The sequence below is a fragment of the Bacillus sp. AFS001701 genome (assembly GCF_002559405.1).
Lineage (GTDB): Bacteria > Bacillota > Bacilli > Bacillales > Bacillaceae_G > Gottfriedia.
Genome location: NZ_NTZO01000027.1, coordinates 37,348 through 51,855, shown reverse-complemented (window position 1 = coordinate 51,855; position 14,508 = coordinate 37,348). Strand labels below are relative to the sequence as shown.

The 14,508-nt window shown below is 32.6% G+C and carries 15 protein-coding genes; 2 read left to right on the top strand and 13 right to left on the bottom strand.

Annotated elements, in window-relative coordinates:
• Positions 1 to 76: 76 nt before the first annotated feature.
• From CN514_RS03115 to CN514_RS03080, 8 genes are all read right to left on the bottom strand, one after another.
• Complete coding sequence (locus tag CN514_RS03115) at positions 77 to 949, bottom strand: HAD family hydrolase (protein WP_176525774.1); 873 nt, start codon at positions 947 to 949, stop codon at positions 77 to 79.
• Positions 950 to 1,111: 162 nt separating this feature from the next.
• Positions 1,112 to 1,897, bottom strand: coding sequence for a DeoR/GlpR family DNA-binding transcription regulator (locus CN514_RS03110; RefSeq protein WP_098231336.1), 786 nt, complete (start codon positions 1,895 to 1,897; stop codon positions 1,112 to 1,114).
• A gap of 26 nt (positions 1,898 to 1,923) precedes the next feature.
• On the bottom strand, positions 1,924 to 2,937 hold the full coding sequence (locus CN514_RS03105) for an ABC transporter ATP-binding protein (protein ID WP_098231335.1): 1,014 nt from the start codon (positions 2,935 to 2,937) through the stop codon (positions 1,924 to 1,926).
• Entirely contained in the window at positions 2,934 to 3,803 is an 870-nt protein-coding gene (locus CN514_RS03100) for an ABC transporter permease (RefSeq protein WP_098231334.1), read from the bottom strand. Before CN514_RS03100 ends, CN514_RS03105 begins: the two co-directional genes overlap by 4 nt.
• Positions 3,800 to 4,513, bottom strand: a complete 714-nt coding sequence (locus tag CN514_RS03095) for an ABC transporter permease (protein WP_483294996.1) — start codon at positions 4,511 to 4,513, stop codon at positions 3,800 to 3,802. The genes CN514_RS03100 and CN514_RS03095 overlap by 4 nt, the downstream gene beginning before the upstream one ends.
• Before the next feature lie 239 nt (positions 4,514 to 4,752).
• Positions 4,753 to 5,580, bottom strand: a complete 828-nt coding sequence (locus CN514_RS03090) for an alkaline phosphatase family protein (RefSeq protein WP_098231333.1) — start codon at positions 5,578 to 5,580, stop codon at positions 4,753 to 4,755.
• Positions 5,570 to 6,682, bottom strand: a complete 1,113-nt coding sequence (locus CN514_RS03085; protein WP_098231332.1) for an ABC transporter substrate-binding protein — start codon at positions 6,680 to 6,682, stop codon at positions 5,570 to 5,572. The genes CN514_RS03090 and CN514_RS03085 overlap by 11 nt, the downstream gene beginning before the upstream one ends.
• Positions 6,683 to 6,920: 238 nt before the next feature.
• Positions 6,921 to 7,991, bottom strand: coding sequence for a M42 family metallopeptidase (locus CN514_RS03080; protein ID WP_098231331.1), 1,071 nt, complete (start codon positions 7,989 to 7,991; stop codon positions 6,921 to 6,923).
• Between the two features lie 161 nt (positions 7,992 to 8,152).
• On the opposite strand from CN514_RS03080, the gene CN514_RS03075 reads away from it, so the two are divergent.
• A complete protein-coding gene (locus tag CN514_RS03075) occupies positions 8,153 to 8,464 on the top strand; it encodes a PepSY domain-containing protein (protein ID WP_056473349.1) in 312 nt (103 codons plus the stop codon).
• 14 nt (positions 8,465 to 8,478) lie between these two features.
• Here CN514_RS03075 and CN514_RS03070 read toward each other — a convergent pair whose 3' ends face one another.
• Positions 8,479 to 9,321, bottom strand: a complete 843-nt coding sequence (locus CN514_RS03070) for a YtnP family quorum-quenching lactonase (RefSeq protein WP_098231330.1) — start codon at positions 9,319 to 9,321, stop codon at positions 8,479 to 8,481.
• A gap of 214 nt (positions 9,322 to 9,535) precedes the next feature.
• Positions 9,536 to 10,177: a tRNA (guanosine(46)-N7)-methyltransferase TrmB gene (gene trmB, locus CN514_RS03065; protein WP_098231329.1), complete on the bottom strand. Its 642-nt coding sequence runs from the start codon at positions 10,175 to 10,177 to the stop codon at positions 9,536 to 9,538.
• Positions 10,178 to 10,327: 150 nt separating this feature from the next.
• Here trmB and CN514_RS03060 point away from each other — a divergent pair, with 150 nt between their 5' ends.
• On the top strand, positions 10,328 to 10,606 hold the full coding sequence (locus CN514_RS03060) for a YtzH-like family protein (protein ID WP_056473344.1): 279 nt from the start codon (positions 10,328 to 10,330) through the stop codon (positions 10,604 to 10,606).
• A gap of 31 nt (positions 10,607 to 10,637) precedes the next feature.
• On the opposite strand, the gene CN514_RS03055 is transcribed toward CN514_RS03060, so the two are convergent.
• The 3 genes from CN514_RS03055 to thpR all read right to left on the bottom strand — a co-directional run bounded on the left by CN514_RS03055 (position 10,638) and on the right by thpR (position 14,508).
• Positions 10,638 to 11,426, bottom strand: coding sequence for a phosphotransferase family protein (locus CN514_RS03055; protein WP_176525773.1), 789 nt, complete (start codon positions 11,424 to 11,426; stop codon positions 10,638 to 10,640).
• Between the two features lie 139 nt (positions 11,427 to 11,565).
• The gene (gene pulA / locus CN514_RS03050) at positions 11,566 to 13,731 is read right to left on the bottom strand and encodes a type I pullulanase (protein WP_098231328.1); all 2,166 of its coding nucleotides are present in this window, start codon (positions 13,729 to 13,731) and stop codon (positions 11,566 to 11,568) included.
• 225 nt (positions 13,732 to 13,956) lie between these two features.
• Positions 13,957 to 14,508 (bottom strand): RNA 2',3'-cyclic phosphodiesterase, encoded by a 552-nt coding sequence (thpR, locus tag CN514_RS03045; RefSeq protein WP_176525772.1) that lies wholly within the window; start codon positions 14,506 to 14,508, stop codon positions 13,957 to 13,959.

The window sequence follows — 14,508 nt, the reverse complement described above, 5'->3', positions numbered from 1 at the left end:
TTCAACTATTACCTTATTTGAGGCAATAAATTTTCTACTAAGGTAACATAGAAACATTATACACCTTCCAAAACTTTTATCTTTTAGCTACAAAAGTATCAATATATCGATAAATGGCATGAGCAACGCCACTTTCAAAATTATTTAGAGTTGACGTTGTACAAATTGCTTTGATATCTTCTTTTGCATTCCCCATTGCAACACTATATCCGACTTTTTCAAACATCGAAATATCATTATTACTGTCGCCAATAGCCATGGACTGGTCTAATGAACAACTCAATAAAAAAACTAACTTTTCTAATGCTAATCCTTTTGATGCAAAGCGACTCGTAATCTCAATATTATGCTCCGCAGATGAAACAACCATTAACTCATTACATTTACTAAATTGATTTCTAGCTTCTTCTAATTTTTTCTTATCAAACGTACATGCTAATATATTATTAACTTCTTCAATTCGTTGTATTATTTCTTGATAATGATCAACTAATACATACCCAAACTGATCGAATTGTCTTTCAGCAACATTAACTAACTCCTTCATTTCTTCATCTAACTCAGCTCTTTTTAGGCTATTAATCTCATTTTGGAAAATCTTTCTTCTTTCTTTAAGTGCATAAATGCTTTTATCTGTAAAAACTTCAAAATAATAGTTTCGGTCATCAAGCCACTTTATTATCTGTTCAACATTAGTTTTTGAGATTGTAATTGATGAGATACATTCTCCGTTTTTTGAATGGATTGTTGCCCCATTTGTTCCAATCACATATGGCGAGATCCTAAATCTTTCACAAATTTTTTGGGCATCAAAATACGCTCTCCCAGTTGAAATAACTATTTCAATTCCATTTTCCCCTGCAAATTTAATTGCATTAATATTTTCTTCACTAATTTCATTTTCATTATTTAATAATGTTCCATCTAAATCTATTGCAATGAAACTCATTGATTTTGTCCCCTTTAATTTATTATACTTCTCATCTAGTTTAATAATGTTCATTAGACGGTCATCAAACGAATGGCAAGCTTAAGAAGGACAATACCGATTCATTCATTACGCTATTGTCTACTTAACAAAAAAGAATAAATATTATTTAGTCCGTCGATTTTAATTTGCTTGAATCCATTTGATTTCTTCTAATTTTGAATGCTCCTTCCATTCTTCTGGAAATGAATGGTCACATACTATTGCATCAACCTTTTCAAGAGAACAAACTTTACAAAATGTATCTACACCAATTTTCGAGAAATCTGTTAATAAAATCACTTGCTTAGACACTTCCACCATTTTTCGAGAAACTAAAGTTTCATGGAAATGATAATTGCTGACTCCATTTTGAGCTGAAACACCGCCCGCTGAAATAAATGCCTTATCAATATTAAATTGACTTAGTAATTGTTCTGTAATACTTCCACTTATTGATTGTTGCTTTGGATCAACTATTCCTCCAAGTAATAATATTTGCCCGGTAAACCTATTTTGATTTAATGATTCTGTTAACAGAGAAGACACAGGTAATGAATTAGTCAATATAGTTATGTCTTTTTTATTTTCAATACACTGAGCAAATTCAAGCATTGTTGTGCCTACATCAATTGCAATTACATCTCCATTAGAAATTAAATCCATGGCCTTTTTACCAATCTTTACTTTTGCTTCCTGATTCACAGTCGTACGTTGCATAAAAGGAGGTTCCTCATTTTGATAAACTGTTTTTATTGCTCCACCATACACCTTTTTTAAAAGACCTTTTTCCTCTAATATCATTAAATCTCGACGAATTGTTTCTTCTGATACATTAAATTGTTCAACTAATTCGATAACTTTAACTTTTCCTTTTTTATTAAGTTCTTTTAAAATCTCGTTTTTTCTTTCCTCAGGTAAAACAGACATTTTAATCCTCCAGAAACTTTAATAATTTATAAGATAACGCATTCTTTCTTAGGTACAATAATGTTAACATGCTCACCTTGCTGGAACATTTCACCTCGGTGGTTAAGGTTGTCTACAAGAAATGCAGATTCTTCGGTTTCAACTTCGTACCTTAAAACGTTACCAGTCATCGTAACATCTGAAATAATCCCCTTTATTCCCCAGTTTGTTTGTAAATCCATGCTGTCATTTCCTACAGCTACTAATTTTAATACTTCAGGTCGAATTGCTACATCATTTCCAATTAATTCATTACTACGAACAAGTTTATGGAAAACGTCCATCTCATAAACATTGTAATTTCCGATGAATTTTGCAACGAACTTATTTACTGGTGTTGTATAGATCTCGGAAGGCGTACCTTCTTGTACTACATTTCCATTATTCATAACAAAAATTCGATCCGACATTGTCATTGCTTCTTCTTGATCATGTGTAACAAAAATAGTCGTAATATCTAGTTCTTGCTGTATTCTTTTTAATTCTTTTTGTAAGCTTTTTCGAATTTTTGCATCTAATGCACTTAACGGTTCATCTAATAATAGTACTTTTGGTTCCATGACAAGCGCTCGAGCTAAAGCAACTCTTTGTTGTTGCCCTCCTGATAATTGGTGGGGATATGATTCTTCTTTACCTATTAAATCAACGATTTCAATCATCTTTTTTACTCTTACATGTATGTTTTTAGCTTTTTTCATTTTTAGACCATATGCAATATTTTCAAATACTGTCATATTTGGAAAAAGTGCATATGACTGAAATACCATACCTACCTCGCGTTGGCGCGGAGATAAATTAGTTATGTTCTTCCCATCTATTAATATATTTCCTATATCGACGTCTTCAAGTCCAGCGATAGAACGTAATAAAGTACTTTTCCCGCATCCACTTTGACCTAAAAGCGTAACGAATTCTCCTTTATTTAATGTTAAGGAAATATTATTTAAGACGACTTGATTTTGATATTTTTTAGTCACTTGATCAATATTTACGTAGCTCATTTAACTTCACCTTCTATTGCAGTATTTTTTAAATGACCTTGTTTTTTTAAAATAGACCACCTTTTATTTTTCACAGCAGGATTTTTTTTAGTTTTAAACGTGAGTTTTAAGACTGTTCCAGTTAAAAGTAAAATCACCAAATAATAAGTAATAACTATGGCACTTGTTAAATGACCACTACTATTTAGTTTATCGGCAAGATATATTTGAAGGGTTTCAAATCTTCCACCTACTAGTAAATTAGCAAATGCAAACTCACTAAATAAAAGAGCTACGGACAATAAACTTGATACTAATATTCCAGATAAAATATTCGGAAGCACAACTGTTCTAAACGCTTGAAATTTAGTTGCACCAAGTAATTCAGCTGCATCTACAAGTTGAATGGCATTTATTGTTCTAAGACTATTACGAATACCTTGATACATAAAAGGTAGAATGGTTATAAAGTAAGCTCCAACTAGTATCCATGGAGTACCAGCAATTTGAAATGGGCCATTAGAATATAGCTTAATTAACCCAACTGCTCCTACAATAGGTGGGATACCATAAGGAAGCATCGCAATTGCTTGGAGAATTCCTTCAAATTTTTTAAAATATACAGTTATAATAAAGATTGTTGGGAGCATGATTGAAACACTTAAAAAGACAGTTATGATAATTAAAAATAATGTTCGTTGAAAAGCCTCAAAAAATCGGCCATCTAGAAATAATTCAATATACCAATTAAATGTATAGCTCTCAGGTAGGATTGAATGATCCCACTTATTTGCAATTGAAAATAAAAATGTACCGACTAGTGGGATTAATAAATAGATTACAAGTAATCCAACTATTACTTTAAAAAATGTTGTTTGTAGTTTCATCGTAAATCCCTCCTAATGCGACGCATCATTCTTTCATTAATCCACATTGCTCCAATCATGGTCGTTGCTAGAAGGACTCCTAATGCGCTACCTAATTGTGGTTTTAATGTAACATCACTTGAGACTAGCGAGGCAATTTGTAATGACAATAAATTATAATTGCTACCAACTAATGCGTAGGCTGTTGCATAAGCCCCCATAGCGTTAGCAAATAAAATACTAAATGTGCCTACTATACTTGGTAATAGTACTGGAATTCCAATTCTTAGCCAAAATGATATTGTTGATCCTCCTAATAATGCAGACGCTTCTTTCCATTGTTGCTTTATTCCTTGAAAAGAAGGGTATATCAACAAAATTGCTAATGGAATCTGAAAATAAATATAGACAAGTATAAGTCCTGTCCAAGAATATAAATTAAAATCCGCAAATATATTCCAACCGAGTTTTGCAAAAAGCAAAGTAAATAGTCCATTGTTTCCAAGTAAAATAATATATGAGAAAGAAAGTGGGATTCCTTCAAAATTTGAAGTCACATTAGCAATCATTAATAGACGATTTTGTATTTTACGTGAAAACTTTGTAAAGGAATAAGCTGTGACAACTGCTATTAGAATAGATATAACTGCCGAAACAATAGAAATAACAATACTATTTTTAATAGCTTGTAAGTAAAACTTACTTTTAAAAATAGTTATATATTGATTCATAGTTAAATGGATTCCATCATCTGCGTAAAAACCATTCTTAATCATTGCAATCATTGGCCCTAATTCAAACCCTATAACAAACAATACAAATGGCAATAAAAAAGCTAATAAGTAAATCTTATGTTTTTTTATTTTTTGCAAAGCTTCTCGCTCCCTAAAATTCTTTATACATTTGAGAATTGATAAAATTTTCACTAAATCAATTCCCCTTCCATAAAAACCTTCATATCATTAAAACGTCAATTAATTTCTTTATAACCGGGTAACTGATATGAAATCATCTTATTTGATGGCTCTATATTTAAGAGCTCACAAACAAGTGGAGCAAAAGCCAACTGAGGGATTACTTCGTTATAAACACCAGGCTCAACTTTTGGACTGATGATAAACAGTGGTACATCTCGTTCACCTGCTGTTATTCCTCCGTGATTACCAGTTTCGCTCATCCCATGATCAGAAGTAATTAAAATGTGATAACCTTCTGACATCCAAATTGGAAGAAGTTGCGCTAACAAACTGCCTATTTTTAAAATTTGTTCTCTATATTCTTTCGATTCCGAACCATATATTTCTCCTTTAACATCTACACCTAAAGGGTGAATGTATAAAAAGTGGGGATCATATTTTCTACGTAAAGCTTCTGCATCCATAAACACGTGACTGTCTGGATAATCGTCATCCCAATAGAATTTCCCGTATTGAATCGCTTTAGATTGATCATCTTGTTCTCGATCCTCAATAAAATTAAATGGTGCTCGATTATATAGTTCGCTTACCCAGTAATAAGAAACCGCCCCATTTCTAAAACCATTTTCCTTTGTAAGATGAAAGATACTTTTTTCATTCGATAAACGAACTGCTTGATTAGATGTAATTCCATTTACAGATGATGGTGTTCCGGTTAATAACACTTCATATAGTGGGCGAGAAAGACTCGGAAGCTCCGATTCCATCTTGTATAGTGCTGCTTGATTTAATTCCACTAAATGCTGTACATATCCAAGCGCTTCGCATGCTTTGTCATATCTCATTCCATCAACAACTATAGCTATAACTTTATTTGACATTTACTAACACCTCTTCTTGCCAGATTTGAGGTAAAGTTTTTGCAGTTTCTTCCCAAGCCTTAAAATCTTTAATTGGCTTTGCTTTTTTGTATTGCTCTTTTGGAATCATTTTTTCAGCTACATCCTTTGGAAGTTCTACATTACGAATTGGTCGAGCAAATCCTTTTGCTAAGTTGATTTGTCCTTCGTCACTTAAAATATATTCTCTTGTAGCCATAGCAGCGTAAGGGTGTTCAGCATATTTATTGATAATAGTTGAGTATCCACTAACAACTGATCCATCACTAGGGATAGATACATCAAATTGACTACGCTTAATTGCTTCAGCATAACCAAGCGCATTAAAGTCCCAAACAAGTGCTACTTCAACCTCTCCTTTCTCGATGTTTGCTGGTTTAGCATCCGTTAAGCTTAAACGGCCTTGCTTAGCAAGCTTTTTAAAAAAGTCGATCCCTGGCTGGATATTTGATTCATCTCCACCGTATGCAATAGCAGCAGCAAGTACGGCCATTTGGTTCTGTGAACCACGTTGAACGTCTCCAACCGTTACTTTATAATTCCCCTTCAAAATATCGTCCCATGATTTAGGAGGTGTTTTTACTAGTTCTTTATTTGTTAGAAAAGAAATAGTTCCTTGATAACCAACTACCCAGTCTCCATTGTCATCCTTTGCCCAATCAGGTATCTCATTCCAGTAAGATGTTTTGTATGGAATAGTTAATTTCTTTTGTTCAGCGAGTGGACCAAAAGACATACCAACATCCCCAATATCTGCAGTAGCATTCTCTTTTTCAGAATCCATTTTTGCAATTTCTTCCGCACTAGACAAATCTGTGTCAGTATGTTTCAAATTATACTTTTCATTAACTTCATTCCAAGTTTCCACCCAGTTAGCCCATGAATCGGGCATACCTACACTATTTATTTCACCTTCTTTTTTTGCTTTCACTTCAATTTCTTTAAGAGTTAATGAATTTGGATTTAATACAGATTCACTTTTCGATTCCACGGCTTTTCCACATGCTGTTAGTCCTAGAACTGTCATACCCATAACGACAACTTGAAATGCCTTGTAACTTTTCTTCTTAAATTCAGTTTTCATTTTAGATCTCCTCACATTAATGTGGTTTGTTTAATGTTTGTTACTGATTATTACGGTTTTATCATAAAGCAACATCGTAAAACCCACATTAACTGCATGTTAAGAATTTATTAATAACATTAATTTAAAGAAGAGTTAAAGTTCTAGGAACAAAATGAATAGGGATAGGATAGAGAAGGCATGGGAAGGTTTTTCAATAAAAAAAGAAGCCTCTTTTTTAGGCTTCTTTTTTACTTTCTTAATAATTACGTAATGTTTCAACAGTTGTTTTATCAGTTGCTTTAACTAGCTTAACAAGTAATTCCTTTGCAGCTAAATAATCATCAACATGAATAATCGATGCCGCAGTGTGAATATAACGAGAGCAAATACCAATTACAGCGGATGGTACGCCATCGTTTGAAACATGTACTCGTCCAGCATCTGTTCCACCTTGTGAAACAAAATATTGGTAAGGAATTTTATTCGTTTCTGCAGTATCTAAAATAAATTCACGGATTCCTTTATGAGTAACCATTGTTCGGTCTAAAATTCGTAATAAAACACCTTTACCTAATTGACCAAATTCGGATTTCGATCCTGACATATCATTAGCTGGGCTTGCATCTAATGCGTAAAAGATATCAGGTTTAATCATATTTGCAGCTGTTTGTGCCCCTCTTAGTCCAACTTCTTCTTGAACAGTAGCACCTGAATATAGAATATTTGGTAATGTTTCGTTTTGAACTTCTTTTAATAATTCAATCGCAAGTCCACAACCATAACGGTTATCCCATGCTTTTGCCATGATTTTTTTCTCATTAGCCATAGGAGTGAATGGACATACTGGTACAATTTGTTGACCTGGACGAACGCCAATTTTTAGCGCATCTTCTTTGTTATCTGCACCAATATCGATTAGCATATTTTTCATATCCATTGGTCTAGCTCTTAACTCATCGCTTAATAAATGCGGTGGAATTGAACCGATCACACCAATAACTGGTCCTTGTTCTGTCATTACTTGAACTCTTTGGGCAAGCAATACTTGGTTCCACCAGCCACCTAGTGGTTGAAATCTTAACATCCCGTTTTCTGTAATTTGAGTAACCATGAAACCAACTTCATCCATATGACCTGCCACCATTACAGTAGGTCCATCTTCAGTTCCACGTTTAACTCCAAAAATACTTCCTAAACGATCTTGCACAATCTCATTAGTATATTTTTCAAGTTCTTTTCTCATGAAGTGACGCACTTCATGCTCAAATCCTGGTGCACCTTGTAATTCTGTTAAAAATTTAAAAAGCTGTAGAGTGTCTTGATTCATAATTAAAGTTCCTCTCTGTACAAATCATATCTTCTTTTTTTATTTTATCTAAAAATAACACATAATACCAATGCTAACCGTTGAAATCTTGCCCCGGTTTGACTAAGATAAGTAGTAGAATATTTTTTCAAGCGCATAATACATAAATAGAGGTGGTACAAATGAAACTTAAACGCGTCTTAATCGGCTTAGGTTTAGGTGTTGCTGGTGGACTATATTTACAAAAAAAATTATCTTCACAATATATTCCAGCAGAAAAAGCATTAAAAACAATTAAACCAGTATTTCTTTCATATGGTAATGTAACTGGAACTTGGATTCATTCAGAACCAAAGTGGGCAGATTTACCTGATTATGAAGGTGATGTTTATGAAGGTGGTTTTACAGTAGTAGAATCAGATAATGATACTACAAACTATTCATTCATCATTAATGCTGTAAATGGTGAGCTAATTTCTGCTCAAATTGTTTAATAACAATAGCCAAATTATTTGGAGCGTTCGATCGACTGTAATACTTGTCCTTCAGCGCTCCATTTTATTGCTCTAAATACATCGTCATGATAGAACGTAAACCAAGATTTTTTTTGCATTCCAAAATTAACCCATTTTTCTTTTGCGTAAATAGATGTCATTGGGTAATCATCATATGCCATAACCCATAATGGTGACTGATGTGCATGTGTAGGCATTAAATCCCCCATATGTAATAATAGCTCATCTTCAGTTTCAATTTTTATAATACTGTGCCCATCGCTATGTCCACCTGTGTGAATAATTGTTATTTCATCTGTTAAAGAATATTCTTTTTCAAATGCAATTACTTGGCGCTGAATTGCTTCCCAATTTTCTTTCCAATATGTATTACTTGAACGAATATTCGGATTTCTCATTTCATCCCATTCAATTTGAGATGTAATAATTTTTGCATTCGAAAATACAGGTTTGAATTCATCATTTTCAAATTTAGTTAATCCACTTGCATGATCAAAATGCAAATGTGTCATAATGACATAATCAATATCGTCGAGTTTTAATCCGTGCTTCGCTAATGATTCTTCTAACGCTGAATCCTCGGTAACGCCAAAATTTCTTTTTTGCTTCTCATTTAATTTATTAACACCGATGCCACTATCAATGATAATGTTTAAACCATTCGTTTGAATAAATACCGGGTCAGTACGTAAAGGAATTTGGTTTTTATCATTAACAATATATTTTTTTGACCAAAGCGCCTTTGGAACAACTCCAAACATTGCTCCACCATCTAAATGGGTATTTCCTCCAGTAAGCCATTGAATTGTACAAGTTCCAATTTTTAACTGTTCCATACTTATCCCCCTTCTTTTTTACTAGACTTAAATATTATACCACTTTTACGAATTTACTGAATATTTCAAGAGCGGGAATAGGTAAAAGAAAGGGATCAATGGTTATGAAAATTCGTTTTAGATTGCCTAAAAATAAACGATCATATTAAAATTTCGTATGTTGTAGCAAAATAAAAAAGACTATCATGATAAATTGATCACGATAGTCTTTTGATTAGTTTCTATAAGCAGCTTCAACTCGGTAAATACGGTTACCTTTTGAAGAAAACTTTTCTTCGTATTCAGTCATAATATTTCCTTCAAAATCACTATGATGAAGATCTAGGCTTAAGAAATGCATAGTCATTCCGTAGTTCGCCATACTCATGATTGAAAACTCGAATAAATCTTGATTATCTGTTTTAAAATGAATTTCCCCATCATTTTTCAAGATTTGTTGATACATTTTTAAAAATGTTTTATATGTTAATCGACGCTTTTCATGACGAACCTTGGGCCATGGATCAGAAAAGTTTAAATATACTCGATCTATTTCTCCGTCCTCAAAGAAATCCGTTAATTTTTGTGCATCTACATTTAACAGCTTTAAGTTTGGAACTTCAGCTTCAATTAATTTATCTAATGCATCAGAAATTACACTTGTGTATTTCTCAATGCCAATATAGTTAATATGAGGATTGGCCTTAGCCATACCGACCATAAAACGACCTCTACCCGTACCAACCTCGATATGAATTGGTTGATCATTTTGGAAAACTTCTTTCCATTTCCCTTTTTGTTCAGATGGATTTGGAATTACATAATGAACATTTTGTTTAACTTGATCTGCCGCACCTGGCTTATGTCTTAATCTCATAAGATTTTACTCCCTCTCGATTTTGCAATTTATATTTACTCAAAGAAAAAACCAAGCACGGTGGCACTCGGTTATTCACGGATAGTATAAAATCATTTCTTGTAACACAAACTATTTCAAGTGTACTTAATAAAAAAAGGATGTGAATTTATGCCTTTAAATCATGAACATCAATTAACAATTTTACGAGATATTTTAATGAATCACCAATCTGACTGTTGTGGAACTATATCAGAATGTGAGCAATTAGAAAGACTTGTTCAATCCTTATTAACGAACGACCAAATAACAGATGATGTAAAAAGCATGTTAAATGACGTTTATTATTATAGTCAGTCTGGAAAGTATTCTGCTGATTTAGATCAGCACATTACAAACCACCAAAATCAACTCTCTCAATGGGTGACTGATTTCAATACTTATTCTTAATCTATATGACAATTTCCGAGGAAATTTTTATTTAATCTAATATCTTCTCTAGCAGGCTCTTCATTTTTTGAGTCTGCTTTTCGTTTTCACGAAGAGTATACCATTTAATCCAAATGATTGTTTGAGCGACTACATACCAAGTCATTCGATTTAATAGTTCTTCAGTTAATTTTATTCCATAGCTTCGAAGCCATTTGTCCCAATCGCTCTGTTCTACATAGGTGAATAAAAACATGCCTAAATCAAATGCTTTATCAGCAATGATTGCTTCATCCCAATCGATTAAATATAAATTATTTGCCTCAGTAAGTAACCAATTATGATGATTTAAATCACTATGACAAACGACTAAATCGTCTGAATCAAAAGATGGCATATTTTCCTCTAGGTATTCGATGCCTTTTACAATGATCTGGCTTTGTGTAAACTCTTCAGTAAGATTACCTACGATTGTTTGTAGTAAATCCTGAGGTTCTAAAGGATTAATCCCTAGCTTCGTTAACATATATAACAATTCTTTGGAGGAATGGATACGATATAAAAATTGCGCAACCCCTTTCGCAGAGAGCTCATCAGGTTCTAAACTACGTGCAATCACCCACTCTTGAGCAGTAAGTACATCACCATTTTCTAGTCTTCTAGTCCAAACTAATTTTGGAACAAAGCCAGCTGCTGATAAAACTGCTAAAAAAGGAGAAGAATTTCGTTTTAGAAATAATCTCTTATCACTATTTTCTGCTATATACGCTTCACCAGTAAATCCACCGGCTGGCGAGATTGTCCATTCTTTTCCGAGTATTTCTTTTATAAGATTATCCATTGTTCTTCCGTTCCTTGTTGTTATATATGTTTGTATTTAAAATATTTTATTACAAAAAGAAAGATAGCCTATTACAATCAGCTGTAATAAGCCATCTTTAACAAGTTTACATTGTTTAATTAGAATCTGCAAGTAGTTGCTAGTATTTTACTAATACAACAGTCGAAAGCGACGGCATTGGTAATTTATTACAATCCACTTTCATCCCTTTATTAACATAATGATTATGACCGTCCCATATAAATTCCCAATTGTCTTCTTCATTTCCTAAATCAATATAAATATCAGTTAGACCATTATGAAATAACACCATTATCTCTTTAACTTGATCGATTTCTTCTATCCCGCTAATTCGGTAACCAATTAGATCTCGATGAATATTGACTGGCGTTACATACTTTTCTATTTCTTCTTTTAAAGAAAAACGAAAACTATTAAAGCGCTTTCGAATTGCGATAAATTCTTTTACTATTTGAATTGATGATGCTTCACGTTCTGCTTTTGCCCAATCAATACTATTTATTGTGTCGCCTGAATTATAACTGTTTTCGATTCCCTTTTTTGTTCGAAAAAACTCCTGGCCACTATGAAGAAACGGTACACCAAACGAAAATAATACAATACTTGTTCCAAGTATATGCCTTTTCTTTAGTATTTCCTCATTCTCTTTCTGATTGGAAAGCTTTAATCTGTCCCACATAGTATGATTATCATGTGATTCAACATAATTGATCGATTGATATGGCTCTTTAAATAAATTTACTTGTTTATTAATCCCAACGCTTCCTAAAAGTAAATCGGCCAAGTAATCATTATGAATATTATTGCCTTGTATAAACCCTATTTCTTGAAATGAAAAAGTACTTCCTTTTATTCCATCGCGAAATTTATCATTAAAAAACCCAACCATAGATAGTTGATGACTTTGGTTTATTGTTGCTTTTCGAGAAGATGGACTTAATGAAGTATTTAAATCCCAACCTTCTCCAAAAATGATTATTTCTGGTTTTAAGCTTGTCAGTTCAGTTACAATTTCATTCATTGTATCCGTATCCAATATTCCCATTAAATCAAACCTAAAGCCATCGATGTCATATTCTTTAGTCCAATATTTTATTGATTTTAGAATAAATCGTCTAGCCATCATTCTTTCAGATGCAAAGTCATTCCCAACTCCTGTTCCATTCGATGGTAAACCACGTTCATCTTGTCTAAAATAATATCCTGGTACAATTTTTTCGAATTGGCTAGTTTGTAATTCATAAACATGATTGTAAACAACATCCATAATAATTCGTAAACCATGCTCATGATAAACTGAAATAAGTTTCTTTAATTCATTTATTCTTTCAATTGGTTCATCCGGTTTTAAACTATAACTACCTTCTGGTGCATTGAAATTCAATGGATTGTAGCCCCAATTATAGCTTTGGAAAGGGTTATTTTCATCTATTCCTTCAAAATCAAAAAATGGTAATAATTCAATATGTGTAACTCCTAGCTTGCATATATAATCTATACCTGTTGAAAAACCATTGTACATCGTATCTTTTTCATGAAATCCTTGAAAAGACCCCTTTTTTTGAATCCCACTTAGTGGATGTGAAGTAAAATCTCGAATACTGGCTTCGTAAATAATACAATCAGTATACTTACTTGGTGGTGCACTATTTACTTTACTAACTTTGCTACTCTTCGATAAATCAATTACGACACTATGTTTACCATTTACAGTAACTGCTTTTGCATAAGGATCGACCGCTTCTCGCCAAATCAGATTCACACATACTAAAAAATTATAAACTAATCCGTCACAATCACGATTGATTACTGTTTTCCATGTCCCTTTTCCATCCCGTTCCATAGACATTTCAGTAAATTTTTCTTCTTCTCCGTATTCTTGATATATTCTTAACTTAACCCTAGAAGCAGTAGGTGCCCATAGTTTGAATTGTGTAGATTTACTTGTGTAAATCGCACCTAAATCTTCTCCATCATAGGCATATTTTGCATCAAAGTCCTTCGAACGAATAACTCCACCTACTTGTAAATCTGTGCGAATACCAAATTCATCTTCAATCTCATACTTTTTTTCTAACAAAAGGACTTCAGTAGTTAAAACAGTATATTTAAAAAATCTCTCAAACTCTATTCGAGATACGACAGGAAGCCTAGTTTTCCGACCATCCTCTTCAATTAGTTCAAAATATGACTGCACTGTATGTTTGTTCGATTTGGGAATAATCATTGTTATTTCTTGAAATCCATCTATATAAGCTTCAAAAGCTCTTTTAATATGAAACAACGCTATTCACCATCCAGACTATAAATTTAAAACTTTTACATAAAAACTACGCATTTTTGTAATTTATTACATCGATATGATTAGTATATTCACAAAGAGTTAAAATGGATTCAAAACAAACATGATGTTACCTTTCGCATTCATGCTTGTTCTGAAAGTATTCGTTAGTTTCTTCAATTATTTCTTATATTTCATCAATTTGTTCAAGATTTTAAATATTATTTTTTACTTTAATGAAATGGATTCAGCAATATGGTAACTTGGTTTTTGAGAAGGTTGAATCTTATATAAAATGACTTCATTCACTTTAAACTTTAAAGGTTCTTCTTCCCAACTAAGTGGGATTTCAAATTCTTTATCGAACCTATCATTATATTTCTTCGCGATTGTAATATGCGGATTATATGGTCGTTTATCAATTGAAAAACCACTTTCTTCACATATCTTACTAATTCTATTTTGTAACTCCAATAATTCAACACTATTCTTTAAACCAAACCACCATACACGTGGCTGTCTTGTACTTCCAAAAATACCTAACTGGTGAATCGACAAATCAAAACTTTTAAAATCGATAAGCTCTTTTTGTAGTTGATCCATAAGCTCTACACTTTTTGTATATGTAACTGGACCTAAAAATGATAAAGTAATATGAAAATCATCTTTAAAAGTCCATTTCTTTAAAGGTAATTTTGAATACCATCTTTTTGAATAATCATCTAAAATTTCTTTTATTTGTATTGGCAAAGGAACAGCAAGAAAATAATGTTCACTCAA